This is a genomic window from Acetobacter pasteurianus subsp. pasteurianus LMG 1262 = NBRC 106471 (assembly GCF_000285275.1).
Classification (GTDB): Bacteria; Pseudomonadota; Alphaproteobacteria; order Acetobacterales; family Acetobacteraceae; genus Acetobacter; species Acetobacter pasteurianus.
On the sequence record NZ_CADO01000139.1, the window covers coordinates 73337 to 99405 of the forward strand.

23 protein-coding genes are annotated in these 26069 nt (G+C 56.9%); 14 read left to right on the forward strand and 9 right to left on the reverse strand.

What is annotated here, in order from left to right:
• Positions 1-28: 28 nt before the first annotated feature.
• Together lpdA and APA10_RS12270 are read left to right on the forward strand one after the other, a co-directional pair.
• Positions 29-1747, forward strand: coding sequence for a dihydrolipoyl dehydrogenase (gene lpdA / locus APA10_RS12265; RefSeq protein ID WP_003628371.1), 1719 nt, complete (start codon positions 29-31; stop codon positions 1745-1747).
• A gap of 65 nt (positions 1748-1812) precedes the next feature.
• Positions 1813-2847 carry a L,D-transpeptidase gene (locus tag APA10_RS12270; protein ID WP_020944630.1) on the forward strand — a complete coding sequence of 345 codons (1035 nt, stop codon included), beginning with the start codon at positions 1813-1815 and terminating at the stop codon, positions 2845-2847.
• A 143-nt stretch (positions 2848-2990) separates the two neighbouring features.
• Here APA10_RS12270 and APA10_RS12275 read toward each other — a convergent pair whose 3' ends face one another.
• Together APA10_RS12275 and ahcY are read right to left on the reverse strand one after the other, a co-directional pair.
• Positions 2991-3476: a DUF3597 domain-containing protein gene (locus APA10_RS12275; RefSeq protein ID WP_003628367.1), complete on the reverse strand. Its 486-nt coding sequence runs from the start codon at positions 3474-3476 to the stop codon at positions 2991-2993.
• A 176-nt stretch (positions 3477-3652) separates the two neighbouring features.
• Positions 3653-4942 carry an adenosylhomocysteinase gene (ahcY, locus tag APA10_RS12280; RefSeq protein WP_003628366.1) on the reverse strand — a complete coding sequence of 430 codons (1290 nt, stop codon included), beginning with the start codon at positions 4940-4942 and terminating at the stop codon, positions 3653-3655.
• A 181-nt stretch (positions 4943-5123) separates the two neighbouring features.
• Here ahcY and APA10_RS12285 point away from each other — a divergent pair, with 181 nt between their 5' ends.
• Both APA10_RS12285 and APA10_RS12290 read left to right on the forward strand, forming a co-directional pair.
• Complete coding sequence (locus APA10_RS12285; RefSeq protein ID WP_003628361.1) at positions 5124-5834, forward strand: lysophospholipid acyltransferase family protein; 711 nt, start codon at positions 5124-5126, stop codon at positions 5832-5834.
• A 338-nt stretch (positions 5835-6172) separates the two neighbouring features.
• Positions 6173-7255, forward strand: a complete 1083-nt coding sequence (locus APA10_RS12290) for a DUF2125 domain-containing protein (RefSeq protein ID WP_003628359.1) — start codon at positions 6173-6175, stop codon at positions 7253-7255.
• Between the two features lie 5 nt (positions 7256-7260).
• Here the strand turns inward: APA10_RS12290 and gloB are convergent, their stop codons facing one another.
• The gene (gene gloB, locus APA10_RS12295) at positions 7261-7986 is read right to left on the reverse strand and encodes a hydroxyacylglutathione hydrolase (RefSeq protein ID WP_003628358.1); all 726 of its coding nucleotides are present in this window, start codon (positions 7984-7986) and stop codon (positions 7261-7263) included.
• A gap of 83 nt (positions 7987-8069) precedes the next feature.
• Between gloB and APA10_RS12300 the strand changes: the two genes are divergently transcribed.
• From APA10_RS12300 to APA10_RS12330, 7 genes are read left to right on the forward strand one after another with little or no spacing between them, the layout of a single operon-like run.
• A complete protein-coding gene (locus APA10_RS12300) occupies positions 8070-8843 on the forward strand; it encodes a methyltransferase domain-containing protein (protein WP_003628357.1) in 774 nt (257 codons plus the stop codon).
• A gap of 24 nt (positions 8844-8867) precedes the next feature.
• The gene (locus tag APA10_RS12305; protein WP_003628356.1) at positions 8868-10601 is read left to right on the forward strand and encodes a hypothetical protein; all 1734 of its coding nucleotides are present in this window, start codon (positions 8868-8870) and stop codon (positions 10599-10601) included.
• Complete coding sequence (locus APA10_RS12310) at positions 10598-11614, forward strand: hypothetical protein (RefSeq protein ID WP_003628355.1); 1017 nt, start codon at positions 10598-10600, stop codon at positions 11612-11614. The genes APA10_RS12305 and APA10_RS12310 overlap by 4 nt, the downstream gene beginning before the upstream one ends.
• Positions 11611-12201, forward strand: a complete 591-nt coding sequence (locus APA10_RS12315) for a hypothetical protein (protein ID WP_003628354.1) — start codon at positions 11611-11613, stop codon at positions 12199-12201. The genes APA10_RS12310 and APA10_RS12315 overlap by 4 nt, the downstream gene beginning before the upstream one ends.
• Complete coding sequence (locus tag APA10_RS12320) at positions 12198-13331, forward strand: hypothetical protein (protein ID WP_003628353.1); 1134 nt, start codon at positions 12198-12200, stop codon at positions 13329-13331. The genes APA10_RS12315 and APA10_RS12320 overlap by 4 nt, the downstream gene beginning before the upstream one ends.
• Before the next feature lies 1 nt (position 13332).
• Positions 13333-14829, forward strand: coding sequence for an NADH-quinone oxidoreductase subunit D (locus APA10_RS12325; protein ID WP_003628352.1), 1497 nt, complete (start codon positions 13333-13335; stop codon positions 14827-14829).
• A 35-nt stretch (positions 14830-14864) separates the two neighbouring features.
• Complete coding sequence (locus APA10_RS12330; protein ID WP_003628350.1) at positions 14865-15362, forward strand: NADH-quinone oxidoreductase subunit B family protein; 498 nt, start codon at positions 14865-14867, stop codon at positions 15360-15362.
• Here the strand turns inward: APA10_RS12330 and APA10_RS12335 are convergent.
• The 6 genes from APA10_RS12335 to aroB form a co-directional block, all read right to left on the reverse strand.
• On the reverse strand, positions 15351-16256 hold the full coding sequence (locus tag APA10_RS12335) for a CDP-alcohol phosphatidyltransferase family protein (protein ID WP_003628349.1): 906 nt from the start codon (positions 16254-16256) through the stop codon (positions 15351-15353). The two genes, APA10_RS12330 and APA10_RS12335, sit on opposite strands and share 12 nt — an antisense overlap.
• Positions 16257-16268: 12 nt before the next feature.
• The gene (locus APA10_RS12340; protein ID WP_003628347.1) at positions 16269-16958 is read right to left on the reverse strand and encodes a phosphatidylserine decarboxylase; all 690 of its coding nucleotides are present in this window, start codon (positions 16956-16958) and stop codon (positions 16269-16271) included.
• Positions 16959-17040: 82 nt separating this feature from the next.
• On the reverse strand, positions 17041-19686 hold the full coding sequence (alaS, locus tag APA10_RS12345; protein WP_035365463.1) for an alanine--tRNA ligase: 2646 nt from the start codon (positions 19684-19686) through the stop codon (positions 17041-17043).
• Between the two features lie 172 nt (positions 19687-19858).
• Positions 19859-20362, reverse strand: a complete 504-nt coding sequence (locus APA10_RS12350) for a GtrA family protein (protein WP_003628343.1) — start codon at positions 20360-20362, stop codon at positions 19859-19861.
• A gap of 100 nt (positions 20363-20462) precedes the next feature.
• Positions 20463-21590, reverse strand: a complete 1128-nt coding sequence (locus APA10_RS12355; protein WP_012812684.1) for an OmpA family protein — start codon at positions 21588-21590, stop codon at positions 20463-20465.
• Between the two features lie 344 nt (positions 21591-21934).
• Positions 21935-23668, reverse strand: coding sequence for a 3-dehydroquinate synthase (gene aroB / locus APA10_RS12360; RefSeq protein WP_012812685.1), 1734 nt, complete (start codon positions 23666-23668; stop codon positions 21935-21937).
• 62 nt (positions 23669-23730) lie between these two features.
• On the opposite strand from aroB, the gene APA10_RS12365 reads away from it, so the two are divergent.
• From APA10_RS12365 to APA10_RS12375, 3 genes are all read left to right on the forward strand, one after another.
• A complete protein-coding gene (locus APA10_RS12365; protein WP_003628335.1) occupies positions 23731-24069 on the forward strand; it encodes a hypothetical protein in 339 nt (112 codons plus the stop codon).
• 3 nt (positions 24070-24072) lie between these two features.
• On the forward strand, positions 24073-24993 hold the full coding sequence (locus APA10_RS12370; RefSeq protein WP_003628333.1) for a site-specific tyrosine recombinase XerD: 921 nt from the start codon (positions 24073-24075) through the stop codon (positions 24991-24993).
• 74 nt (positions 24994-25067) lie between these two features.
• Positions 25068-26024, forward strand: a complete 957-nt coding sequence (locus APA10_RS12375) for an acetyl-CoA carboxylase carboxyltransferase subunit alpha (RefSeq protein WP_035367809.1) — start codon at positions 25068-25070, stop codon at positions 26022-26024.
• Positions 26025-26069 lie beyond the last annotated feature (45 nt).

Sequence of the window (26069 nt, forward strand, 5' to 3'; positions counted from 1 at the left end):
ATATCCCTACGTGAGCGAGACGAGACCCATGCCTATTGAAATTAAAGTTCCCACACTTGGAGAAAGCGTTACGACCGCCACGGTGGGGAAGTGGCTGAAGCAGCCGGGTGAAGCTGTAAAAGTAGATGAACCAGTTGTTGAGCTGGAAACAGATAAAGTCAGCGTGGAAGTGCCTGCTCCGGCATCTGGCCGGCTTGAAAATCATGCCGTTAAAGAAGGTGATGAAGTAGAAGTTGGCGCTGTGCTGGCTACGCTGGAAGCCGGTGCTGCTGGTTCTGCCCCCGCTGCAAAAGCTGCACCTGCTGCCAAGGCAGAAGAAGCCAAACCAGCCGCCGCACCAGCACAGCAGGCTCCGGCAGAAACAGATTACGATGTGGTGGTGATTGGTGCTGGCCCCGGTGGGTATGTGTGCGCCATTCGTGCTGCACAGCTTGGCTTTAAAGTGGCATGTGTTGAACAGCGTGCAACGCTTGGTGGCACCTGCCTGAATGTGGGTTGTATTCCGTCCAAGGCGCTGCTTCAGTCTTCCGAAAACTATCATGCAGCCGGGCACGATTTTGCCGCGCATGGTGTGGTGATTGATAGCGTAAAGCTGGATCTGGCCCGTATGCAGGCCCGTAAGGCAGATATTGTGGGCGCCAACGTGAAGGGCGTGGAATATCTGTTCAAGAAGAATGGCATCACCTGGCTGAAAGGCCACGGTAAGGTGGAAGGCACAGGCCGCCTGAGCGTGGATGGCAAGCCGGTAACTGCCAAGCACATTGTTATTGCCAGCGGCAGCAACAGTGCCAACCTGCCGGGCATTGAAATAGATGAAAAAGTTATTGTCACCTCTACCGGTGCGCTGGAACTTTCCGAAGTGCCCAAGCGCCTTGTGGTGATTGGTGGCGGCGTAATTGGTCTGGAACTTGGCAGCGTATGGGGCCGTCTGGGTGCCGACGTAACCGTTGTTGAATTCCTCGATCGTCTGGTGCCGGGTACGGATAACGAAGTGGCCTCGCAGTTCCAGAAACTGCTGGTGAAGCAGGGCTTCAAGATGAAGCTGGGCCATAAGGTCACCAAAGCCGAAAAAACCAAAAAAGGCGTGGTGCTGACGGTTGAACCTTCAGCCGGTGGTGCTGCCGAAACGCTTGAGGCCGATGTGGTTCTGGTTGCTGTAGGCCGCACGGCTGCCAGCAAGAACATGGGTCTGGAAGAAGCCGGTATTGCGCTGGATAAGCGTGGCCGTGTTGAGGTGGATGCCCATTACACCACCAGCGTGCCGGGCATTTACGCCATTGGCGATGTGATTGCAGGCCCCATGCTGGCCCACAAGGCAGAAGAAGAAGGCGTGGCCTTGGCAGAACTGCTGGCTGGTCAGGCTGGGCATGTGAATTACGATGCCATTCCGGGTGTGATTTACACATGGCCGGAAGTTGCTTCCGTTGGCTTTACGGAAGAGCAGCTTAAAGACAAGGGCGTGGCTTACAAAATCGGCAAGTTCCCCTTCATGGCCAATGGTCGTGCCCGCGCTTTGGGCATGACGGATGGCTTTGTAAAGGTGCTGGCAGATAAGCAGACAGACCGCGTTCTGGGTGTGCACATTATTGGTCCATGTGCTGGCGAACTGATTGCTGAAGCCACAATGGCCATTGAATTTGGGGCCTCTGCCGAAGATATCGGCCGCGTGTGCCACGCACATCCAACCCTGAGTGAAGCCGTGAAGGAAGCCGCGCTGGGTGCTGACAACCGCGCGATCAACATCTGAAAGTTTCCTTCTAACTGAAAGTGGTGCCATACTCTCTCCTATTCAGAAGATGGGAGAGAGGTGGCATGTTCGTGCCAAGGCATCCAACTGTATGGGCAATGGCTGGTAGCCTGCTTTTGGCACCGGGCGGGCTTGCTGCGGCCCAAACGCCTGCGCCAGATGCGGCCTCTCAAACCGAAGAATCCCGGCCAGAAAAATCATCCATACAGGGTGATGGCGCGCAAACACCGGCCCCCACGCAGGAAGCGCCGGATGGCCATGTGCCTTACACACCACCGCCAGAGGAAGCCGCGCAGCTTCCCCCAATGCCTGTGGTGGATAATGAAGAAGCCCGTAAGGAAGCTGATGGCCTTACGCGGGATTTCCGGCATGAAGTGCCCGTAGCCCTTAAAGTTTCAACCGCACGTAAAACCGCATGGATTGCACTGGCCCGCCAGCAGTTGGAGCAGGCCGGATACGTTATTGATCGACCTCAAGTGCTAGTGGTGGTGGATCGTAACCCTTCGGTGCAGCGCCTGTGTCTGATTCTGGCCTTGCCGAATGATCCAGACTGGCAGGTTATTGGCAGTACCAAGGTTTCTACAGGCACTACGGGGCGCAAGTATTATTACATTACGCCCACCGGGGTGTTCACCAACACGGCTGATCGGCTTGGCTACCGCGCACTTGGTACCAAAAATGAAAATGGTATTCGCGGTAACGGTATCAAGGGCATGCGGGTGTGGGATTTTGGCTGGCAGTGGGCTGAAAAAGGCTGGCTACCCAGCCGGGAAAAAGGCCAGATCCGGCTGGAAATGCATGCAACAGATCCCGTTTATCTGGAACAACGGCTCGGCCATACGGCATCTGAAGGCTGCATTCGTATTCCGGCATCGTTAAACGTGTTTATTGATAAGCACGGCCTGATAGATGCGGAATATGAGCAATGGGCTGCCGTGGATATGCGCTTTAAAGCCCTGTTGCGGCCAGATAGAAAACCCACAGCTATTTCTGGCGTCGCCGTAGTGGTGGTGGATTCGGCAGATTATCACCCGGATTCAGATAAAACCGCAGCACTTAAGGAAAATGCAGGCCCATCCAAATTAGCTGCGCGTGGGTAATTAAAGGGCGGGCAGGGCGTAATGTTTAGCGGCTGAAACCAAACGCCGCCTGTGCCTGCCTTATGCCGCAACAAAAAGGCGTGCCGCCCGTAAGCAGCACGCCTTTTGTTTTAACCGGTAAAACTGGTTTTTCTTACCAGATATTACAGGCCAGCAGGCACTTTGCCGCCGTTTTCGGCCAGTTTCTGGCGCACTTCTTTAATCAGCCATACGTTCATGGTGGCGCTGTCGTTCGTGTCACCCGTATAGCCCAGTTCGCCAGCCAGTTTCTTGCGGGCATCCAGGGAGCTGTCGAGGCCCAGAAGCTTCAGCAGATCCACAATGGATTCCTGCCAGTTCAGGTTCTGGCCATTTTTTGCAGCCATATCGGCCAGCACGGCATCAACATTTACCGGTGTGCCAGCAGGCGGAATGGTACCCGGAGCAGCAGCGGCAGCAGCAGAAGGCTGTGCACCAGCATTAGCAGGGGATGTGGTGTCTGGCGTGGCAGCCTTGGCATGATGGAAAATGGCGGAGAGAATGGAGCCAAAAATGCTCATGTTCAGAAATCCTTTCGCAAGAGCCAGCATGACTTTTACAATACAAGAAGCAGAATGCTTAAAGGCAAGCCATGCAATACCCCTAAGCATACAGCAGCATTGCTTGTTGCATAGAGCGCTTAATGCTTTCTGAATATTAAGTTTTTTTACAAGACATGGCCGGAAAAAGGCAGCCTTTGCCGCACAGGCAAAGCAGGCAGAACATAAAAAAAGGGGTATGGGCCAACTGGCAGCCCATACCCCTTTTTGTGCACCGATTTAAAAAATCAGTAGCGGTAGTCGTGGTGCTTGAACGGGCCGTTAACGTGCACGCCAATATATTCAGCCTGCTCTTTGTTCAGCTTGCTCAGATGTGCGCCAACCTTGGCCAGATGCAGGGCAGCAACCTTTTCATCCAGTTTTTTGGGCAGGGTGTACACTTTGGCTTCGTATTTACCTTCCGGAGCTGTCCACAGTTCAATCTGGGCCAGTGTCTGGTTGGTGAAGGAAGCGGACATCACAAAGGAGGGGTGGCCCGTGGCGTTGCCAAGGTTCACCAAACGGCCTTCGGACAGAACAATCAGGCGCTTGCCATCGGGGAACACAACTTCGTCCACCTGCGGCTTGATGTTGTCCCACGTGAAGTTACGCAGCGCGTTGATCTGGATTTCAGAATCAAAGTGCCCGATGTTGCACACAATGGCGCGGTTTTTCATGGCGCGCATGTGGTCAAGTGTAATCACGTCCACGTTGCCGGTGGCGGTTACAAAAATGTCACCACGGGGTGCACCTTCTTCCATCGTCACCACTTCGTAGCCTTCCATGGCGGCCTGAAGGGCGCAGATGGGGTCTACTTCCGTAACCAGAACGCGGCAGCCTGCATTGCGCAGGGAAGCAGCAGAACCTTTACCCACATCACCATAACCGGCAACAACGGCAACCTTGCCAGCCATCATCACGTCTGTGCCACGGCGGATTGCGTCCACCAGGCTTTCACGGCAGCCATACAGGTTATCGAATTTGGATTTGGTAACGCTGTCGTTCACGTTAATGGCCGGAACCTTCAGCGTGCCTTTTTTCTGCATTTCCCACAGGCGGTGTACACCTGTTGTGGTTTCTTCAGAAAGGCCTTTCACGTTGGCCAGCAGTTCGGGGTATTTGTCGTGCATCAGCACGGTCAGATCACCGCCGTCATCCAGAATCATGTTCGGGGTCCAGCCATCGGGGCCCTTCACTGTCTGTTCAATGCACCACCAGAATTCTTCTTCCGACAGGCCTTTCCATGCAAATACGGGAATGCCCGCAGCCGCAATGGCGGCCGCAGCGTGGTCCTGCGTAGAGAAGATGTTGCAAGATGACCAACGCACCGTGGCGCCAAGGGCCACCAGTGTTTCAATCAGCACGGCGGTCTGGATGGTCATGTGCAGGCAGCCGGCAATGCGTGCGCCTTTCAGCGGCTTGCTCTGGCCGTATTCCTCGCGCAGGGCCATCAGGCCGGGCATTTCGCCTTCGGCAATGGAAATTTCCTTGCGGCCCCACTCAGCGAGAGAGAGATCCTTAACCTTGTAATCGCTCATGTTATCCTGTCTTCCTGTGCAGATCGGGCTTTTCTATACAGCGTGGGGCAGGTGGATGCCAGCCGAAACCGGCATGGCAGATGCAGCCCCTGCATGCTTGCCGCTTGCATATGGGCTTTTTTTCTGGTGTCCAGATGCAACATGTCCTGAATGATCTTTGAGGCTACGCCGGGTTTTTTGAATGTCTGTGCTTCGTTCCGTTCTGTTTAATGTTCTGGCTTTTCTGCTTACGCTGCTTATGGGCGTTGGGGCTTTTCCCATCCGCTGGTTTGCGCATGGGCTGGCGCTGCCTTATGCAAAATTGTGGTCTCGGCTTGTTCTGGCGCTGTTTCGCAGTATTTGCGGCGTAAAGGTGGAAATTACGGGGCTGGAGCATCTGCCTGCCAATGGTCCGGCACTTATTGCCTCTCAACATCAATCCGCTTTTGATACGCTGGTATGGATGTTGCTGCTGCCGCGCCCTTGTTATGTCATGAAGGGTGAATTGCGGCGTATTCCCTTGCTTGGCCCCATGCTGGTTTTAACTGGTATGATGCCCATTGAGCGTGCAGCAGGGGCCAAGGCCATGCGTATGTTGTTGCAGGAAACAGACAGAGCGCTGAAGGCAAACCGGCAGATTATTATTTTTCCTGAAGGCACACGCACGGCACCGGGTGAGCACGTGGCGCTTAAGCCGGGCATTGCCGCTATGGCAAACCACGCCAAGCTGCCGGTTATTCCGGTTGCCACCAATTCTGGCCTGTTCTGGGGGCGCAATGCGTTTTTCAAGCGTTCTGGCGTTTTGCACATTGCCATTGGCCCAGCCGTAGGTCCAGCCAAGCGCGCCGCCCTGCTGGCGGATATTGAAGCAGGATGGCGCGAACAGGAAAAAACATTCCAGCCCATAGTCTGATGACGGGGGATAAACCCCCAAAGCATGTGGATAACTTTGTGGAATTTCTTTTGCCCATATGCGCGATCACATCAGTAATCGGGGCGGTTTTTCTGTAAACATCTGTTAAATGCAAAACGAATACTTTGTAAATTTTTTGTGAAAGACAAAACTGTCGTGTTTTTGTCTTTCATATCAAGGGTTTTTTAGGGGGAAGGTGTTTCCCCGTAAAAAACAGCATCAGGTTTTCCCTCCAAATTTGTGTGAATGTGACACAATAAGGGCGAAGCACCCTTGCCTGTGGATAAAAGGCGGGACTCTGTAGAAAACTGCCATGAATGTTCAGGAAAAGGGTGTGAATGAAAAAAAAGCTTCTTAGTGTTGCAGTGGGGGCTAGCGGCTGCTTTCTGGTTTTAAGTGGCTATTGGTGGGCAAGTGCGCAGTATCTGCAAAAGCAGGCAGATAACATGCCATCGGGGTGTCAGGCACATTACTCATCCCGCGCGGTAAATGGATGGCCTTGGTATGCGCAGTTGGATACGCAAAATATGCGCATGGTGTGCACGCCGTTATTAGCTGCGCGGTCTTCTGCTTTTCAGATCATTTATGCTGCGGCCCGCGTTGCGGCAGATACCGCGTTCTGGCGGCCCTTTTTCGTGCATGTGCGGCTGATTAGCCCAATGGTGATGGAAACCCTCCATAATGAGCAGGAAGGAGAAGATGCTCCCGTTGTGCTGCGTATGGAGGGAGACCCCATAGAGCTTGATCTTCCGTTAAGCAGAAAGGCGGCAGGCCATGCCGTTTTTCAGGCACCTTTCCTGCATGTGCTGTTTCCTGCCGGTGCCAGCCATATGGGCGATATGGTTTTGCAAAATGTGCGTGGCAAAGCCTTCTGGAACATGCGGGCTACGCAGGAACAAAGCACGGCTGCTGTTTTTGTTAAGGCTCAACGGTGGGGCATAACGGGGTGGCAAACAGTGCTGGAGCATGTGCAGGCTGCTATTGCCATACCGGGGCCAACCACCAATGTGCGCGAAAGCATTTTTCCATCCAGTGGTGCGGCCGCATGGCCTGATGTGTTGGTGCAGCGTTTTACAGCCCACTGGCGAGACCTTAACCTGAACATGACAGGACAGGTGCGCGGTGGAGAACTTTTACACCCTACGGGTGATTTCTGGCTGAGCGTTGCAAACTGGCAGCCCTTTTTAGAAAATTTGCGGCGTGAAGGCACACTCTCTGCGCAGGAGGCCACAGGCATGGCCACTATGTTGGCGCGTGTTACGCGGGAGCAGCCGGGCAACCTGCAAATGCCGCTTATGTTGCGTAACGGCACCATGCAGTTGGGAACGCTGCCTGTTTCTGCTTTGCAACCTGTTTTTCAGGCGGCGCGCCATGCCGCGCAGGAAACCGCAGCACAAGCTGGGCGCGCCCCTGCAAACTGAAGTGGTCAGAACGTATCTTTTTCGCGGCGCAGTTGGGCAAAGGCTTGCACGTTCTGCGCGCGTAAAAAGGGGTTGGTGGCGCGTTCCATTTCCAATGTGGAAGGCACGGTGGGTTTGTTTTCTGCCTGCAGGCGGCGCACTTCGGCCACACGTTCCTTCAGGGCCGCATTATGTGGCTCTGCATGCAGGGCAAAGGCGCTGTTGCCCAACGTATATTCGTGTCCGCAATATACACGCGTTGCATCTGGCAGCGTATCCAGCTTGTGCAGGCTTTCAAACATCTGTTCGGCAGTGCCCTCAAACAGTCGGCCACAGCCAAGGCTGAAAAGCGTATCTCCACAAAATAGAGAGGGCGGGTTGGGGAAGTCATAGCAAATATGCCCCAGCGTGTGGCCCGGCACAGCAATAACAGTGCCTATGCATGCCCCTACGGCAATGCTGTCTTGGTCATGCAGTGCAATATCCAGTGGTGGCATACGCTGTTGTTCGGCGGCTGGGCCAGCCACACGGGCATGATAGCGCTGGCGCAGCGCTTCTGCGCCGCCGGTGTGGTCATGGTGATGGTGTGTGAGCAAAATCAGATCCAGCCGCCCGCCTTCCTTTTCAATAAAGTCGGCAACGGGTGTGGCCTCTCCGGGGTCTACTACTGCGGTTGTGCCTGTTTCCGTATCACGCAGAAACCACGCGTAATTGTCGGATAGAACGGGAATGGCCTGAACATCCAAAGGCATGGGGAAAAACTCCTGCTGTGAAAGTTTGGGAATAGGGAAGGCAAATCATGACGGGGTCACAAGCCGTATGATAGACATGCAGAATGCTCGATGTCATGCCGCCGGAAAGCAGTTTTTACACAACAGCAAGAGGCCAGTGTTTTCTGGCTCTGGTTGGTGAACGCCTGCGCTGGTTCTGGCCAGATCTGGGGCAGCAGCACGCCGTGCTGGGTTTGGGGCATGCCGCTGCGTATCTGGAAAAGCTGGAGAGCGGTAAAAACACACCAGCCTGTTTGGTTGCAGCCAATGCGCCGCAATGGGGCGCGGCACCTCCTTTAGGCAGAAGCTGTGTGGTGGATATGCACAGCCTGCCGTTTCAGCCCGAGCAGTTTGACCGCGTGCTGATGGTGCACGCACTGGATGATCGCAAACAATCAGTGTCTGTTCTGCGGGCTGCCGGGCAGGTGATGAAGCCCGATGGCAGGTTGCTGTTAATTGTGCCTAGCCGTTTTGGTGGTCGGGCACGGTTGCAGGGCACGCCATTTAGGCACGATGCGGCTTTTTCGCGCCGATGTCTCAGGCAAATGCTGGCTGCGGCCATGCTCAAGCCAGAACAGTGGGATGAAGCCTTTTTTCTGCCCACGGGTGCCATGCGCTGGATGCGCCATAACGGGCGAAAAATGGATATTGCGGGCAAGGTGCTATGCCCCGGCGCCGGTAGCTTGATACTGGTGGAAGCGGTGCGGGATGAGTATTCAGCACTCTCTCTCCCAGTAAGGCTGCGGCAGCGTTGGCTTTCCCGTTCCCTGTTGCCGGTAAGGGGCACCGCAAAGGCGATACAGGACAGAAAATACGTTTCACGCATTTCGCGGCGCTGAATAGATTGTCATTAATCGGCTGTCATGGTGTTATCCGCCGGATTTCATAGCAGGTTGGGGCCGGGTTCCATTTTCACCTCCTTTGTTCTTTGCAGTTTGCTGGCAATATTTGCTGCGCTGGGCGTTTTTGCAGTGCTGCCAGACAGGCTTCTGCGCGGCGCTGCGGTTTGGCGGGCAGAAATTATGGGTGGCCTGTGGGCGCTTTCTGGCGTGCTGGCCATTGTGGGGGCTGCGTGCAAGCTGGAGGGGGAGCTTAGCTGGTTTCCGGTTTTTGGGCTGGATGGCCCGGCCTTGCCCATGCTTGTTTTGCTGGCGTTTGCCGGTGGCGTAGCCGGTAGTGGTGCTGCGGCACTGGCCTGCGTGTTTGTGGGTGTGGGCTTTCTGGCCCTTTCGCCTCTTGTTTTCGGGTTGCTTACTGGCACGGCATTGGTGCTTCTGGCCGCAGGTGGGTGGCGCAGTGTGTGCCTGCCATTTGCCGTGCTGCCAGCCTGTATTCCCGCAGATAGCCCGTTTTGTGTGCCGCTTTTGTGCCTGACAGTGCTGCTGATGGGCTGGGCGGTTTCTGTGCAAAAAGGGCCTACGGCTGTGCTGCCCGGCATGGTGGGGCTGTTTTTGCTGGGGCGTCTGTTGGCAGAGGTGGGTGAACTTTCCGTGCTGCCGCAGGTCATGCTGGTGGCAAGCGGCTGTTTGGTGGCGGCAACAGGCACTCTGCAAGCCATGCGGGATAAGGGGCTGGCACGTATTGCATCCGGCCTGTGTGCTGCGTGGTATGGCATATTGGTGGTGGCTGTTGCGCTGGCTCTGGTTTCCAGCTTTGGCGGTATGGAAACATTCCGTATGGCCATTATTCTGGGTATGGGCGCGCCCATGCTGGCCCTTATTGGTTTGCTATGGCTGGCCCAATGGCAGCAGGCAGAACCCAAGCGCCGCATTGCCTCTCTTTCCGGGCATGTGCTGGTTGCGGGTTTGTTAATGCTGTTTTCCATTATGCCGCCATTTGGCGGGTTTGCTGTTTTATGGAGCCTGCTTGTTGGCGCGTATGATGCCATTGCCGTGGCGCAACCCGTGGGCGCATTAACCATAATGCTGCTGCTTACGCTGCTGGGCAGCATTATGGTGCTTATGGGGGCAGGGTTGCTGCGGGCTGGTGCTGCACTGCTGTTTCCTTCCACCGTTTTTCAGCCGCATCAGGCCCCTGTGGCGGCTGAGTTTGTGTGGCCAAGCTGGATATGTGCCGGAGCGGCCCTGTTGCTTGTGTTGTTGCCGGGGGTATGGCTTTCGCTGGCAGATCATCTGGTGGTCGGGCCTGTTGTGCCGCCGCTCAAGTGGAACCGCATTGCCACAATCTGGCTGGAAGGCGGAGGAGCCAGCTTTACGCCTGTTTTTACACTGTTGGCATTGGGCGCGGCTTTGGCCGCTGCCGCCCTGTTGGTGCGGCTGCTGGGCTTTCTGCCTTTTGGGCGTGTTATCAAGCCAGTGCCAGTGTGGCGCCAAGGTGCTCCTATCATCCAGCCTGCTGAAGGCCATACGGTTTCTTACGAAGGTGCTGCCCCTTTATGGCCCGCCTGCATGGCGCTTTTTGGGCTTGCAACAGAAACCCGAAAGGACAGAAGGCTGGCCCGCCGTGGCCGCGTGACCCTGCGCTATGGCAGGCGCTGGTTGTTCCGAGGGGCCGAATGGTGTGAAACACAGGGCCTTGTGCTGATTCTGCTGCTTTTGGGTGGTGGCCTGCTTGTGGGGCTGTTTGTAGGAAAATGAAGCAGGATTTGACATGGGGCTGGGCGTTTGGCTGCGTTGCGGCTCTGGCTATTCAGGCGGCCCTTATGGTGCTGGTGGCGCCGTGGTTTGCTGGGTGGGTGCATCGTCTTGCCGGCCGATTGGTAGGTGAACCGCGCTTTCCCGCAGGGGGGAGATGGCAGGAAATCTGGCATCAGTTTCGCCGTCCTTCACTATACGGGCGGCAAGATGGGCTGAATGGCGTTTTTTGTGCCTTGGCGTTGGTGCTGGCGGTGTTAGCCTGTGGGCTGGTGCCTGTATTTACACTCACTATGCCGGGCTTTCCTGCGCCGGGTATGCTGCTTGTGTGCACCATTCTGGTGGCCGTAGGTGTTTTGCTGGATCTGCCTCAGGCTGTGCAGGAGGCCTCTGCCGCACAACAAGGGTGCGCGGCCATTGTAGCAGATGCGTTGCTATTGCCCGTATTAACCCCCGTGCTGTTGCTAACCGGAGCGCATGATCTGGTGGCCTTTCTGGGCAGGCTGCATGTGCTTTCTCCCATTACAGAAGGTGCGCCTTATGTTCTGGCAGGTGTGGCGCTGTTTTTGGCAACGGCCTTGGCAAGGCGGGATGAGCAAACAGCCTCTGCCACACTTTCTGGCCCGGATAGAGCCATGTGGCTTTTGGCCGCAGATTGCATGCAGATGTGCTGGGTTACGCTGGCGGCAGATGTGGCATGGGCAGGCAGCTTGGCCATGCCGGGAGAAAGCGGGGCGGAAAACTGGCTGACCCAATGTGTGGAAGGCTTGGGCCTGTGGATGTTCAAGCTGCTTGTGGCATCCCTTATGCTGGCGGTGTTGCGTATGGCGTTGCTGCCAGCCGGGCGCAGGGCACGGGTGCGGCTGGGAGCCATTTTTCTGCTGGGCGTTCTGGCATGGCAGGTCACGTCTTCTCACGTTGCTGCTCCACCCGCGGAGCCGGAAAACCACAACGTGGAGGATGAAAACACCCAAGGCTATTCCACAGAGCCAGCGCCAGAAGGAGAACCTTCATGACACTGGCTGCCATTCTTATGCCCTTGCTGGCACTGTGCGTTGTGGCGCGCGGTATCGGGTTTTTGCCTTTGTTGGGCTTGGTTGCAGCCGCCGCCATGTTGGTGGATGGGCATACGCCTTTGCAACAGGCCGGGGCAGCTATGGCCGTGGTGTTTGCCATCGGGCCGGTTTTGTTTTTGCTACGCTATCAGCATGATGCCGCGCGGGAACGTACGGGAAGTGCCATACCGTTTTTTGCACTGGGGCTGATGGTGTTGCTGCTTTTGGCCTGCACGCGCGCAGGTGTTGCGGTGTTTCCTGCCAGTTTATGCGTGGTTGTGGCAGGTCTGGTTTCTGTTATCTGCCGGCAAAGCATGGTGTGGCAGTGGGCCGGCTTGCTCACCTGCGTTGAAGGTGTGCTGCTGTGCGGCGTGCAGGCGTTTCAGCCCTCTGTGGTGGGTGTGGCTGGGCTGGCCGGTGCAGTTGTGGCCGTACTTGGGGGCATGTGTATTCACCGTATTATGCCGCGCGTGGTGCCGTTGCGCCCACCTTCTGCACGTAAAAAATCTTCTCCCGACTCTCCAGAAAAGAACGGAGATGCAGCATGACAGGCACAGCAGGGGCAGGCATGTTTCTGGCGGCACTGGCATTTGTGTGGCCCTTTTTGGGGGCAGCAGCCGTATGTGCGGTGCCTGTGGCGCGCAGCCGTGAGCTGGCAATATGGATGTCCGCCATAGGCTGCGTTCTGGCGCTGGCAGTTTTTGTGTTTCCCGCATCGGGCGCAGTGGCCGCTGGGTGGGATGATGACCCCGTACAGCGTGCCGGGCGTGTGATGCTGGCTTTTGGCCTGCTATTGATGGTGCTTGAAAACGGCATCCTGCATGACAGGCTGGTGCGTAGCCTGCCGCATGTTTCCACTGCTTTGGCGGGGCTTGCCTGTATTGCGCCAGACCCTGCTGTGGGTTTGGGTATTCTGGAAGCGGCTCTGGCGTGGGGTGTGTTTGTTTTTACCCGCCCAGCCGGGCAGGCCAGAATGGGGTGGGGGCTTATTCGCAATGGCTCGGTTGGCACATTTTTGGTGCTTTCCGGCCTGCTATTGCCAGCTAACACCGTTGTTTCTGGCTTGCTGATGGCCTGTGGTTTGGTTGTGCTTACCGGACTTTCTCCGTTTGGGCAGTTCTGGCAGGATGAAAACGATACCTTCCTGTTTCTGCCTTTTGCCGGGGCGGCTTTGCTGCTGGCCATGCGCCTGCGCACGCATGGGGGCGAGGCGTTTGAAACAGCTCTTGTGCTGTGTGGCCTGCTTTCTGTGTGGCTTACCGCCTGTGCTGGGCGCTTTCCAGACAGGCAAAGGCTGTTCCGCACCTTTCCATCCGCACTGGCGCTAATAGCCGTTGGTATTCAGGCCGATGTGGCGGCTTTGCTGTTTTTATGCGGCTGGTGCCTTGCTGGTGGTGGGCGTGCGGGCCGTGGCTGGGCTGTTAACACCTTGGCGTGTTTTCCACCCGGCGCACCGTTTGTGGGGTGCCTGCTTCTGCTTTCCATGATGAGCGATTGGTCATGGCCGTTGGCGCTGCTGACGGTTGCGGGCATTTTGGCAGCGGTTACGCGGGCTGTGCCTGCGCGGGATATTACGCATCACTTCTGGCCGCAGGATGCTGCCGGGCGTGTGGCCTGTTCCGTGCTGACAGCAACGGGCCTGCTGGTGCCACTGGCCATGATGCTGGGAGCTTTCTGATATGAATGCAGCTTCTCATATCTGGGCGGGTGAAGAAACGGAAACCCCGTGGCGCTTTAGGCTGCAGGAAATGGCATGGCGTGATCTGGTAGATGCGCTCAAGCATGATGATCTGCCATTTGTAGGCCTGTGGTGCGATGGCACAGATGTGCATGCGCTGTTTCTGCCTGATGGCCAGCCATTGGCGGCCACGTTGGCGCTGGAAGATGGCCGATACCCCGCACTGTCCCCCGCAAGAGATATTTCCTGCCTGTATGAACGCCGCATTTATGATCTGTATGGCGCAGAAGGCATGTGGGCGACCGATGTAAGGCCCTTGCTGGACCATGATGTATGGTCATCCTCAACACCTTTGGCGGAGCATCCGGGTGCAGGGGGGGGGCAAAAAGGACTTATCCATTTCCAGCCCGCCGAGCATATGCCCCAAGAGGGTGATATGGCAGATGGCTGGGGCCCAGCCACAGGCGGTATGGAACCCCCCTTGCATGTGGCGCTGGCCATGCAAGAAGGGCGTATTCGCGCAGCGGAAACCGTAACCGGTTATGCGCACAGAGGCATGGAACTGCGCTGGCGCAATAGCCGTGTGGAAGATGCCTGCAAACTTAGTGCACGTGTGGCGGCTGGGCAATCTGTAGCGCATCAGGTGGCGTTTTGCTTGGCTGTGGAAGATGCATGCAAGGAGCAGGTAGGCCCGGAAATCCGTCTGCTACGTGTTGCGTTGTTGGAACTGGAACGTATTTGCCATCATCTTTTTCTGCTGGCGGATATGGCGCGTCTGGCCGGGGCACGGTTGGTTGCTTCTGGCTGCATGGGGTTACGTGAAAAGCTGTTACAGGAAGCCGCACCTATTACCGGTTCACGCCTGTTGATGGATGTCTGCGTGCCCGGTGGCCTCTCCCTGCGTCATGCGACGCAAATGGGCGATATGTGCGGTCGCCTGTGTGAAGTGGCAGAGCGTGACTATCCGGCCTTGCTAGCCTTGTGGCAGGAATATCCGGGCCTTTCCATGCAGTTGGCAGGCATAGGTAAGGTTACAGCAGATTTGCTGGAGCGTGTGGGGCTGGATGGCCCCACAGCACGTGCCGCCGGGTGGGATTGTGATGGCCGCCGCATGATGCCGGGTTATGAAGGCATATGGCGCTTTACCTCTGGCAGGCAGGACGGCACGGCGGAAGACCGCGCCATGCTTTTGCTGGAAGAAGTGGGCGAAAGCCTGCGTATGCTGGATGAAGTGGCATCTCGCATCGGGCTGACAGCAGGCGGCAGTGTGCAGCTTTCCATGCAGGATAGTGAAGGCACAGGCATGGTGGAAGGCCCGTGGGGCGGTATTCTGTACTGGGTGCGTCTAAAAGAGGGGCGGGTGGAACAGGTGTTTGCCCGCAATCCATCTTCTGCTGCTTTGTTAACGTTTGAGGCCATATTGCCGGGGCATCAGCCAGATGATGTTGCCTTGCTTGCACGATCATTGGATATCAACGCAGCCGCGCTGGATCAGTAAGCAGTGCAGGCGGGCGGAATGAAAGGCAAAAACACATGGGGCTGATACGCGCGGTATTTGATGCAGCCTTCAAGCAGGACATGCGGCGCATGAAGCCCGTAGGCCCACGCTGGCCGCTGCTTCTGTTCCATGTTGATACAGGCGGCTGTGGCGGCTGCGGAATGGAACTTCAGGCCCTGCGATATGCGCCATACGATATGGAAGGCGCAGGTTTTGGCTTTGTAACATCGCCCCGCAATGCCGATGTGTTGCTGATAACGGGTGCGCTTACTCGTGCCATGGCCCCGGTGCTGGAAGCCGCATGGCAGGCCATGCCAACCCCCAAAGGGCTGATTGCCGTAGGAAGCTGCGCCTTGGATGGCGGCATGTTTCCTGAAAATTATACGGTATTGGGTGGGCTGGAGCGCCGGGTTTCCATAGATTTGAAAATACCCGGCTGCCCGCCTGCGCCTCAGGATGTTTTAAACGGCCTGTGTTCCCTGTTTGGCAAACAGGCCGTTCCCCCAAAGGAAGCTGAAACCTCAGCCGTGTGAAGGTGCTGGGGTTTCTTCTATGTCGTCTTCATCGGTTTGTAGGTCTTCTGCCGCTTTTTTAAGCCGTAGAAAGCTCAGGCGGCTAAGGGGCAGAAGAAAAACGTAAATCACGCCCGCAGCGGCCAAAGCGGCCCACGGGTCTGCCACCAGCACTACAGCATACAGCCCCGTGCCCAGCATAAGGGGCAGAACATACTGGGCAGGCACCTTGAAGTTTTTGAACGACCAGACCGGCAAAGTAGAAACCAGCAGCAGCCCTGTACTTGCCAAGGTGAGCGTGGGAATCCACGGTAGGCGTGTTAGCCGATAAAGCCAGTCTATCCCCAGCTTTTGTGCTTCCAGCCCCAAAAAGAGAGGGAAAAGAGCCAGCCCGGCACCTGCAGGTGCGGGCACACCGGTAAAGAAGTTGCTGGCATATTTGGGCTGATGATGTTCACCATCCAGATTGGCGTTAAAGCGTGCCAGCCGGAGCGCCATGCACACGGTAAACATAATGCACGGCAAAAAGGCATACCGCCCGCCATCCTTCAATGCCCAGAAATACAGCAGAAAGGAAGGCGCTACCCCAAAGCACAAAAAGTCCGACAGGCTGTCAAACTCAGCGCCAAAGCGGGTGGAACCGCGTAGCAGCCGGGCGATACGGCCATCCAGCCCATCAATAAAAGCGGAAATCAGCAAGGCCACGGCAGCGGCCTGAAAACGCCCGTCCACCGCAAAACGCATGCCCATAAGGCCACCGCAAAGCCCCAACATGGTGAGAATATTGGGAATGAGCCGGTTAAAGGATGGCCCACGTATTTTGCTGCGGACCCGCCGCCGCAAACGGCGACGACGGCGCGGTGTTTCGGAAGTCTGCTGCGCAGGAGCAGAAGGAGATGAGGAAGGTTGTGTCACGATTGCTCTGTTTTACAACCGCGCCATGACGGTTTCACCGCCTACCATTGTCTGCCCGACAGAAACCAGAGGTTCCACACCCGGCGGCAGATACAGATCAGTGCGGGAGCCAAAGCGGATAATGCCAAAGCGTTCACCAGCTTCCACCTTGTCGCCTTCCTTTACGGAGCAGACAATGCGGCGTGCCACCAGCCCGGCAATCTGCACCACAGCCATCATGCGGCCATCGGGCAGGGTAAGGCTGAGGGCATTGCGTTCATTCTGTTCGGAAGCCTTGTCCAAGCTGGCGTTCAGGAACAGGCCGGGGTGATAGGCCACCCGCGTAACTGTGCCAGCGGCAGGCATGCGGTTAACATGCACATCCAGCACGGAAAGGAAGGTGGCAATGCGCCATACCGGTGCTGTGCCCATATCCAGTTCTGCTGGCGGGGCTACCTTTTCGATAGAAACAATGTGTCCATCAGCCGGGGCCACAGCCACATCGTTACGGGCGGGGGTGACGCGTTCCGGATCACGGAAGAAATACAGGCAGAAGCCAAAAAAGCCTGCGCTGGCATGGCCCACATTGCGCAATACCGGGCAGCGCAGTTTACGGCCAGCCCAGTAGGCCAAAGCAGCCGTGGCACCAGATGCCAGAAGGAAAGGGCGCGCTTCCCGGTGCGGGCGCGCAACAACAAGTTTTAGCGAAGCAAGTAGCGACATGGAGTAATCCTTACGCGAAAGCCAACATGAAGGAAAGAAAACGGGAAGGCACCAAGGAGTTCCTTCCCGTCTGGCCGATGTTTCAGGCCATGGTCTTCAGGGCTTCACGCACGGCGGCAAAAGCGGCATCGGCCGCCTGAGCATCCGGGCCGCCAGCCTGGGCCATATCGCGCCGCCCGCCACCACCTTTGCCACCCATGGCAGCACTGGCAGCACGCACAAGGGCTACGGCATCTACTTTTTCCACCATTTCCGGGCCAACGGCGGCCACAACGCTGCCTTTGCCATCTGCGGTGGAAATCAGCACCACCACATCGGCATTGCCCTGCTTGAGAATGGTTTCGGCCAGCCCTTTGAGTTCACGCGGGGGCGTTTCACCCACATTGCGGGTGGCCAGACGCGCTGCACCAATTTTGTCCACACCAGCAGCAGCCACGTTGCCGGTGGCCAGTTGGCGCTGCAGATGGGCAATCTGTTTTTCCATCTGGCGGCGTTCTTCCAGCACGGCGGCCAGACGTTCTGGGGCATCGGCCACAGAAACCTTCATCATGGCGGCCATCTGGGTCAGGCGCTGTTCGTTAGAAACAGTCAGATCCTGCGCAGCTTTACCAGCCACGGCCTCAATACGCCGCACGCCAGCGGAAACACCACTTTCTGAAACAATGCGGAACTGCCCGATATCCCCCGTGCGGTTTACATGCGTGCCGCCACAAAGCTCCATAGACCACGGGCTTTTGTTGTCGGCCCCAGCACCCATGGAAACCACGCGCACTTCATCACCGTATTTTTCACCAAACAGGGCGGTAGCCCCTTCGGCAATGGCTTCATCCGGTGTCATGGAACGTGTGACAACCTGCGAGTTATCGCGGATACGGTTGTTTACTTCGGCTTCAATGGCTGCCAGTTCCTCATCCGTAATCGGGCGGGGCTGGCTTACGTCAAAGCGCAGGCGTTCGGCGGTGTTCAGGCTACCTTTCTGGGCCACGTGCGCACCCAAGTGGCGGCGCAGGGCTTCGTGCAGCAGGTGGGTAGCGGAGTGATGGGCACGAATGGCGCTGCGGCGGTCATGGTCCACCGTGGCAGTTACAGCCATGCCGGGGCGCAATGTGCCTTCCGTAACCGTGCCGTAATGCACGATCAGATCCCCAGCTTTTTTCTGCGTATCCGTAATGGCAACTTTAACGCCAGAGGCCGTCAGGAAGCCGGTATCACCAGCCTGACCACCGCTTTCACCATAGAACGGTGTCTGGTTCAGCAGCACGGCCACTTCAGAACCCACCGGGGCTTCTTTCAGGAATTCATTGCCAGCAATAACGGCCTGAACTTCACCATCCGCCTGTTCCGTGCTGTAGCCCAGAAATTCGGAAGCCCCGAACTTGTCACGCGCTTCAAACCAGATGGTTTCCACGGCTGTATCACCAGAGCCTGTCCATGCTGCGCGGGCGCGTTGGCGCTGCACAGCCATGGCTTCTTCAAAGCCCTTAACGTCCACATCGTGGCCGGAACCACGCAGGGCATCCTGCGTTAGATCAAGCGGGAAGCCGAACGTATCATACAGGCGGAAGGCCACATCACCCGGCAGGGATGCGCCACTGGCCAGATGAGATTTTTCTTCTTCTAGCAGGTGCAGGCCACGATCCAGCATGGCTTTAAAGCGTTCTTCCTCACCGCGCATGGTTTCACGGATCAGGGCTTCACCGTGCACCAGTTCAGGATACGCACCGCCCATCTGCTGGATAAGAGCAGGCAGGAGCTTATAGAACGTGGGTTCTGTGGTGCCCATCATGTGCAGATGGCGCATGGCGCGGCGCATGATACGGCGCAGCACATAGCCTCGGCCATCCTTTGAAGGCAGCACGCCATCGGCAATCAGGAAGGCAGTAGAACGCAGATGGTCGGCCACAACGCGGTGGCTGGCCTTGAATGGGCCATCAACTGCCTGATGTGTGAGATCTGCCGAAGCCTGAATAAGGGCTACAAACGTATCTGTATCGTAGTTATCGCGCTTGCCCTGCATGATGGCGGCAAAGCGTTCCAGCCCCAGCCCTGTATCAATAGAGGGACGCGGCAGCGGAGAGCGTGTGCCCGGTGGGTCTTCGAAATACTGCATGAACACGAGGTTCCAGATTTCGACAAACCGATCCCCGTCTTCATCGGGGGAGCCGGGTGGGCCACCGGGAACATCCGGGCCGTGATCGAAAAAGATTTCCGAGCAAGGGCCGCAAGGGCCGGTATCGCCCATACGCCAGAAGTTATCTGATGTGGGAATGCGGATAATGCGGCTGTCATCCAGCCCGGCAATGGAGCGCCACAGGCCTGCGGCGTCTTCATCTTCTGCAAATACAGTGACCAGAAGCTTGTCTTTGGGCAGGTTGAAGCCCTTGGTGACCAGATTCCACGCAAATTCAATCGCTTCGGGTTTGAAGTAATCACCGAAGGAGAAATTGCCCATCATTTCAAAAAACGTGTGGTGCCGTGCTGTATAGCCCACATTGTCCAGATCGTTATGCTTGCCGCCGGCGCGCACAACCTTCTGCGCAGTGGTTGCGCGAGAATAGGGGCGCGTTTCCTGGCCGGTAAACACGTTCTTGAACTGCACCATACCCGCGTTGGTAAACAGCAGGGTGGGGTCGTTCTTGGGAACCAGAGACGATGAAGGTACAATCTGGTGACCGTTGCTGGCAAAATACTCCAGAAAAGCGGTGCGAATTTCGTTTGTTGTCAGCATGGCGTGAGGCAGACGATCCTGAAACTGGTTGGGCACGTGATGCTTCCACACTTGCGGAAAGGGGCCTCACGGCCAGATGAAAACGGCAAGGTTCTCTTAACCTGTGTTCCTGATGTAGCGCACACTGCGCTGATCTGAAAGAGGGCAGAGAATGGCCGGTGATATGGCCAAATTATGTATCGGATGTTTGATGTGGGGTTGGGGGTGAAATTTCAACTGACATTTCAGCCAATTCCAGCGCAGAAGCTGGCGGTTTTTCCCGAAAGACAATTTTCTGGCTCATACTGAAATTGGCCAGCATACCGGCCCCGGCCCCTGCGGCTAGCGCAATAATGGGATGCTGCATGCAAAACGGGAAAATATAGAAAAGCAGGTAAACAGTGCCGCGGTTGAGGAAAAAACCAAGGCTGTTGGCGCTTAGGAATCTGAGCCACTGCAACACAGGGTGCTCATGATGGCCTGCGCCTTTGAACGTCCAGATTCGGTTAAAAACCCAGTTAAGCGTGGCTGCCACAAAATAGGCTACCAACGTTGCAGCCGTAAGCCCAATGAGCGGACGCAATGCGTAAACGGTGCCGGAATCCCACAAAAAACCAAGGCTGCCCACCATGCCAAACTTTATCAGGCGGATAAGCTTGGTTGTGGCGGCAGAAGGAGAGGGGGATGCATTGCTCATGGCATAAAGCTTTAAACTGGAATGCAGAAAAAGCAGACATAAAAAAAAGAGGTGCCCGAAGGCACCCCTTTCTTTTTTCCGAAAACCGGAAGCAGGCCGATTAGTGGAGGATGATTTCCACGCGACGGTTCTGCGGTTCGCGAGTGTTCGGGCCGGTCGGAACCAGCGGGTGAGCTTCACCGTAACCGTGCACGTCAATGGCGGAAGCCGGAACGCCGTCACGGATCAGTTCTGCCTTCACGCTGTCAGCACGACGCAGGGACAGACCCAGGTTGTACTTTTCACCGCGCGGGCCGGGGTGAGCAGCGGAGTTATCGGTGTAACCGTTAACTTCGATGCGGGTTGTCTGAACGTGGGTGGAAGCCTGAGCAGCTTCTGCCACGATCTGGCGAGCGCGAGCGGTCAGGACAGACTTATCCCAATCGAAGAACACCAGGTAGGAGCGAGCCGGCAGCGGAGCCGGAGCAGCAACAACCGGAGCCGGCGGCGGCGGCGGCGGAGCCGTATCGAACGCATAACGCAGGCCCAGAATGAACTGGTGGTTGAAGCGGTGATCGAAGTTCACGTTACCGCCGGTGCCCTTGGAACCGGAGTAGTGGAACGCACCGTCCATGAAGGAGCCCGGCTGACCGATCATGCGGTATTCCGTGGTCACCTGGAAGCCCGGGATGCCCGTGTCATAAGCGGCACCGACGATACCCTGGTAAGCGAAGCCACCGTTCGTGCCACCGATGCGGGTGTGGGAACCGTTAGCATAGTGGGTGTCGATCGGGTTGTAGTGCTGCCACAGGTAACCGGCACCAACACCAACAAACGGGGTTACAGGTGCATCAATACCGAACTGCTTCAGGTCGATATCATACAGCACGTTCACGAAACCGCCGTAGGACTGGTCGGAACCACGGGTATGGCCAGGAACGGATGTGCCCGGACGGTGGTCAATGTTGGAGTAGTTGTAAACGCCTTCAACTTCAGCGCGCAGGCCGTTGCCGAAGCCCCAACCGAACGCACCAAAACCGGTGAAGCCGGTGTTGTGGCGCAGCTGAGAGGAGGTCCCACCCGGAGGGGCACCAGCAGCGTTTGCACCGTTGAGGTGAGCGTGCTGATTCTGAACCAGGTTATAACCACCGGCCACGTTTACATACGGGCCTGTAATCGTGGTGGCAGATGCGGCCGCCGGAGCCGCTGCCATCAGTGTCGTTGCAAGTAACGCCGTGCGGAGACGCATTTTTTGGTCCTCAATATTTCATCTGTTCGACTAACCCACCAACCATTTCAGCGGGCAGGTCCAGCTAGATGCCTAAAGCTGTATAAAACGATCAGTTCCAAAATAGGAACCCGAAGCTTCATACTCTTAGTGATTACAAGCCATAACCGTGTTGTATTTGCAACAGTTCATTTCGTGGGACGAATATGTTTCTGACGCAAAAGTATTTCCACGGTTTCTGGCCCTTTCCATAACATGTTGCAAAAGCATGTATCTCGCCCTCATTCTCGTCTGATTAAGGCGGAATTGCGGCAAGGTGACACATTTACAACCCGATAACTTACAGCGGTGTGGTGTAGCTGCTTTTAAGCCACGCTTCCGTCTGCTTCCAGCACCTCTTTTACGGCTGTTGCAGGCACATCCCGCGTGGTGAATGCCTGACCGATTCCGTGCGCCAGCACAAAGGATAGGCGCCCATCCTGCATCTTCTTGTCACGCTGCATATGGGCCATCAGATCCTGCGTGCGGAAGGTGTGGGGCAGGTCCCGGATATGTGCGGGCATACCCAAGGCTTCCAGATGGCGATTCACACGCTCCATGTCTGCACGTGGGCACAGGCCCAGACGGACGGAAAGCGCAAAGGCCAGATTCAGGCCGATAGAAACAGCCTCGCCATGCAAAAGGCGGCCATCATAACCCAGTTCGGCTTCCAGAGCATGGCCAAATGTGTGGCCCAGATTGAGCAGGGCGCGGCCATTGCTTTTCTGCTGCTCGCGTTCATCGGCTGCCACAACGCGGGCCTTGAAGGCACAAGCCTGCTGTACAGCCATTGCCAGCGCTTCCGGGTCCTGATCCAGCACGGCTGCGCCGTTTTCTTCACACCATGTAAACAGGGCTTCATCGCCAATTAAGCCGGACTTCACGATTTCGGCATAACCGGCTACCAGCTCACGGCGCGGCAAGGTAGCAAGGGTGGAAACATCTGCCAGCACGCAAAGTGGCTGATGGAATGCCCCTAACAGATTCTTGCCCCAACGGGTGTTGATGCCCGTTTTGCCGCCCACGGAAGAATCGACCTGAGAAAGCAATGTGGTGGGAATCTGCACAAAGGGCAGCCCACGCAATGTGGTGGCGGCCACGAATCCGGCCAGATCCCCCACCACGCCGCCGCCCAGTGCAATAATGCTGGTGCGGCGTTCTATGCCGTGCTCCAGAATGTTGTCTGTCAGCTTCTGGTACATCTCCAGACACTTGGTCTGTTCCCCCGGCGGCACGCGCAGGCTGCGAGATGTAATACCGGTTTCCGCCAAAGCGGTTTCAAGCTGATGCAGGTAGCGCGGGGCCACGTTTTCATCCGTAATGATGACCACGTTTTTCTGGGGCAGCACCGGGGCCAGCAAGGCACCTGCGCGGCTGATCAGATTCGTGCCGATCACGACATCATAAGATGTATGCGCCAAGGTGACAGGTAACCTTAGCGGACGGCGCGAAAGGGCAAGGGCTTCCATAACGCGCGTGGTTGTGTGCTCCACGTTGTTGTCTCCACAATCAACAATAATATCCGCTTCGGCATAAACCGGATGGCGGATGGCCATAAGGTTTTCCAGCACTTCACGCGGGGATGTCGTGTTCAGCAGCGGGCGGTGCGTGCGCCCGCTTACGCGGCGCACCAGCACGGGTAGGGGGCAACGCAGCCAGATGGAAACTGCACGCTCACGCACCAGGGCGCGGGTGGTGGAATCCATAAACGCACCGCCGCCAGTGGCCAGCACCATAGGTGGGCCTTCCAGCAACCTGCGAATCACCCGCCGCTCTCCATCACGAAAGGCGGCTTCACCATACAGGCGAAAAACATCTGCAATGGAACAGCCCGCTGCGCGTTCTATTTCTACATCGGCATCAACAAATGGCAGCCCCAGCCGGGTGGCAAGGGGGCGGCCAATGGTGGTTTTTCCTGCCCCCATAAGGCCCACAAGCACAATGCTGCGGCCAAAGGGAATGATGCCAGAGCCGTGGCTACGGCTGACCCGTTCCAGATCAAGCGGAATGGGTGGTGGGTCCGTTGTTTCGGAGTGGGGAGAAGAGATACGTGATGACATGGAACACAGCTTAACATACAGCAGACAGAACACACCTATATCAGTTAAGGGAGCCAAGCTGCATGAACCGCACGGTTCTGATTGTTGCCGCCGCAGTGTTTGCGGTTGTTCTGGGCGGTTTTGCCGCGCTGGGCCTAAGCGCACATCCACCCGTCCCCCAGCCAGTGCATCGTGATCTGCCACTGGCTGCCCCGGCTACATCTGCCGCTGCGCCAAGCGTGGCGGTGCCGGCTGCCCCTCCGGCTCCGGTGGTTTCTACGGTTGTGCCTGCGGCTCCGGCACAGCCCACCATTACGCCTGCCGCGCCTCCGGCCCCGCCAGCGGCTGTTGCGCCACCAGCACCCGTGGCCCCTCCGCCGCCGGTTGCAGCTCCGGCTCCGGCAGCACCTGCGCATCCGTAAGCCATGCTAAGCGGGGGTGTTGATCTTTTTCTGGAGATGCTGGCTGCCGAGCGCGCAGCCGCCCCCAATACGCTGGCTGCGTATGAAGCAGACCTGACCTCCTGCGCTGAAAGTCTGGCGCGGGAGGGGCAAACCCTGCAAACGGCCACAACCGAGGGTTTGCAAAACTGGATGGCTGCCTTGGTAGGCAGCGGGCAGGCGCGGCGCACGGTGGCGCGGCGCTTGTCCTGCATCCGGCAGTTTTACCTGTTCTTGCTACGTGAAGGGATGCGTGCGGATAACCCGGCAGCGCATCTGGATAGCCCCAAACCCCGCACACCCTTGCCGCGTTTTTTATCCGAATCGGAAGTGCTTGCGCTGCTGAATGCCTGTGCAGAACCCGCAGGAGCATCCTTGGCCAAAAAACGACGCGGCATTTTGGCCAAGGCAGCGTTGGAACTGCTGTATGCCTCTGGCCTGCGTATTTCCGAATTATTGGCGCTCCCACGCAAAGCCATAGCCGGTGACCAACGCATGATTATGGTGCGTGGCAAAGGCGGGCGGGAACGTTTGGTGCCACTTTCAGACAGTGCGCGGGAAGCGGCGCAGGCTTTGCTGGAAGTGGATGCGCATTTGGAAAGTCCATTCCTTTTTCCCGGCCGTGACCCAGCAAAACCCATGACACGGCAGGCGTTTGACCGGATTCTGCACACAGTGGCCATACGGGCGGAAATTGATCCGGCGCGTCTTTCCCCCCACGTGCTGCGCCATTCCTTTGCTACGCATTTGCTGGCGCATGGGGCAGATTTGCGGGCCTTGCAGATGTTGCTGGGGCATGCAGACATCGCCACCACCCAGATTTACACCCATGTACAGACAGAACGCCTGCAAAAGGCCGTGCAGGCGCATCACCCTCTGGCGGCGGATTCTGCCCACACCAAGTGAAAAATCGACATTCAGATATGTTTGGTTGCATGAAGTGACTTGGTTTTACACGTCATTGTGCTATCGGCTTCTGCATGCGTCAGTTCCTGGATTTCGAAAAGCCCGTCGCCGAACTTGAAAACAAGATCGACGAGCTGCGGCAAATGACTGACCCCAACGGGGTCAACATAGAAGAAGAAACGGCCCGTCTTTCTGAAAAGGCGGAAAAGCACCTGCGTGCCATCTATGCCAAGCTTACGCCGTGGCAGAAGGTGCAGGTAGCCCGCCATGCGCAGCGTCCGCACACGCAGGACTATGTGAATGCGCTGATAACAGATTTTACGCCGCTGGCGGGGGATCGTCTGTTTGCAGATGATAAAGCTGTTATTGGTGGCATGGGCCGTTTTGACGGTACACCGGTTATGGTGATCGGGACTGAACGCGGTTCAGACCTTGAAACCCGGCTCCAGCATAATTTTGGCATGGCGCGGCCAGAAGGCTACCGCAAGGCGCAACGGCTGATGCGCATGGCCGGGCACTTTAACATGCCGATTCTGACATTTATTGATACCGCAGGCGCATGGCCCGGTATTGATGCCGAACAGCGCGGGCAGGCCGAAGCCATTGCCCGTTCTATTGCCACCTGTTTTGAAGTGCCTGTGCCGCTTGTTGCCACTGTAATTGGTGAAGGTGGTTCTGGTGGCGCTGTAGCGCTGGGTGCTGGTGACCGGGTGATGATGCTGGAAAACGCCATCTACTCCGTTATCTCGCCCGAAGCCTGCGCCTCTATTTTGTGGCGTGATCCCAAGCAGGCCAGCACGACAGCAGAAACGCTGCGGCTGACGGCGCAGGATTTGCAGAAGCTGGGCCTGATTGATCGGATTATTCCCGAACCCGTAGGCGGCGCACAGCGTGAGCCAACTGTGGCGATCGAATCTGTCCGCACTGCGTTGACAGAAGAACTTAAAACACTTCTGCCAATTGCTCCGGCACGCCTGAAAGAACTGCGGCGTGAAAAGTTTCTGGCAATGGGGCGCGAAGCCCTAAGCTAACATACGCAGTGTTACCTCCCCGCTGGCGCAAAACCGACGGGGAGG

What these genes read in the sequence shown, in the direction of transcription:
- APA10_RS12285 (WP_003628361.1), top strand. Translation starts at nt 5,124, where the DNA reads ATGTCTGTGCTTCGTTCCGTTCTGTTTAATGTTCTGGCTTTTCTGCTT.
- APA10_RS12330 (WP_003628350.1), top strand. Translation starts at nt 14,865, where the DNA reads ATGGGGCTGATACGCGCGGTATTTGATGCAGCCTTCAAGCAGGACATG.
- lpdA (WP_003628371.1), top strand. Translation starts at nt 29, where the DNA reads ATGCCTATTGAAATTAAAGTTCCCACACTTGGAGAAAGCGTTACGACC.
- APA10_RS12355 (WP_012812684.1), bottom strand. Translation starts at nt 21,590, where the DNA reads ATGCGTCTCCGCACGGCGTTACTTGCAACGACACTGATGGCAGCGGCT.
- APA10_RS12350 (WP_003628343.1), bottom strand. Translation starts at nt 20,362, where the DNA reads ATGAGCAATGCATCCCCCTCTCCTTCTGCCGCCACAACCAAGCTTATC.
- gloB (WP_003628358.1), bottom strand. Translation starts at nt 7,986, where the DNA reads ATGCCTTTGGATGTTCAGGCCATTCCCGTTCTATCCGACAATTACGCG.
- ahcY (WP_003628366.1), bottom strand. Translation starts at nt 4,942, where the DNA reads ATGAGCGATTACAAGGTTAAGGATCTCTCTCTCGCTGAGTGGGGCCGC.
- APA10_RS12300 (WP_003628357.1), top strand. Translation starts at nt 8,070, where the DNA reads ATGCTCGATGTCATGCCGCCGGAAAGCAGTTTTTACACAACAGCAAGA.
- APA10_RS12305 (WP_003628356.1), top strand. Translation starts at nt 8,868, where the DNA reads ATGGTGTTATCCGCCGGATTTCATAGCAGGTTGGGGCCGGGTTCCATT.
- APA10_RS12315 (WP_003628354.1), top strand. Translation starts at nt 11,611, where the DNA reads ATGACACTGGCTGCCATTCTTATGCCCTTGCTGGCACTGTGCGTTGTG.
- alaS (WP_035365463.1), bottom strand. Translation starts at nt 19,686, where the DNA reads ATGCTGACAACAAACGAAATTCGCACCGCTTTTCTGGAGTATTTTGCC.
- APA10_RS12375 (WP_035367809.1), top strand. Translation starts at nt 25,068, where the DNA reads ATGCGTCAGTTCCTGGATTTCGAAAAGCCCGTCGCCGAACTTGAAAAC.
- APA10_RS12325 (WP_003628352.1), top strand. Translation starts at nt 13,333, where the DNA reads ATGAATGCAGCTTCTCATATCTGGGCGGGTGAAGAAACGGAAACCCCG.
- APA10_RS12340 (WP_003628347.1), bottom strand. Translation starts at nt 16,958, where the DNA reads ATGTCGCTACTTGCTTCGCTAAAACTTGTTGTTGCGCGCCCGCACCGG.
- APA10_RS12320 (WP_003628353.1), top strand. Translation starts at nt 12,198, where the DNA reads ATGACAGGCACAGCAGGGGCAGGCATGTTTCTGGCGGCACTGGCATTT.
- APA10_RS12275 (WP_003628367.1), bottom strand. Translation starts at nt 3,476, where the DNA reads ATGCTTAGGGGTATTGCATGGCTTGCCTTTAAGCATTCTGCTTCTTGT.
- APA10_RS12270 (WP_020944630.1), top strand. Translation starts at nt 1,813, where the DNA reads ATGTTCGTGCCAAGGCATCCAACTGTATGGGCAATGGCTGGTAGCCTG.
- APA10_RS12290 (WP_003628359.1), top strand. Translation starts at nt 6,173, where the DNA reads ATGAAAAAAAAGCTTCTTAGTGTTGCAGTGGGGGCTAGCGGCTGCTTT.
- APA10_RS12365 (WP_003628335.1), top strand. Translation starts at nt 23,731, where the DNA reads ATGAACCGCACGGTTCTGATTGTTGCCGCCGCAGTGTTTGCGGTTGTT.
- aroB (WP_012812685.1), bottom strand. Translation starts at nt 23,668, where the DNA reads ATGTCATCACGTATCTCTTCTCCCCACTCCGAAACAACGGACCCACCA.
- APA10_RS12370 (WP_003628333.1), top strand. Translation starts at nt 24,073, where the DNA reads ATGCTAAGCGGGGGTGTTGATCTTTTTCTGGAGATGCTGGCTGCCGAG.
- APA10_RS12310 (WP_003628355.1), top strand. Translation starts at nt 10,598, where the DNA reads ATGAAGCAGGATTTGACATGGGGCTGGGCGTTTGGCTGCGTTGCGGCT.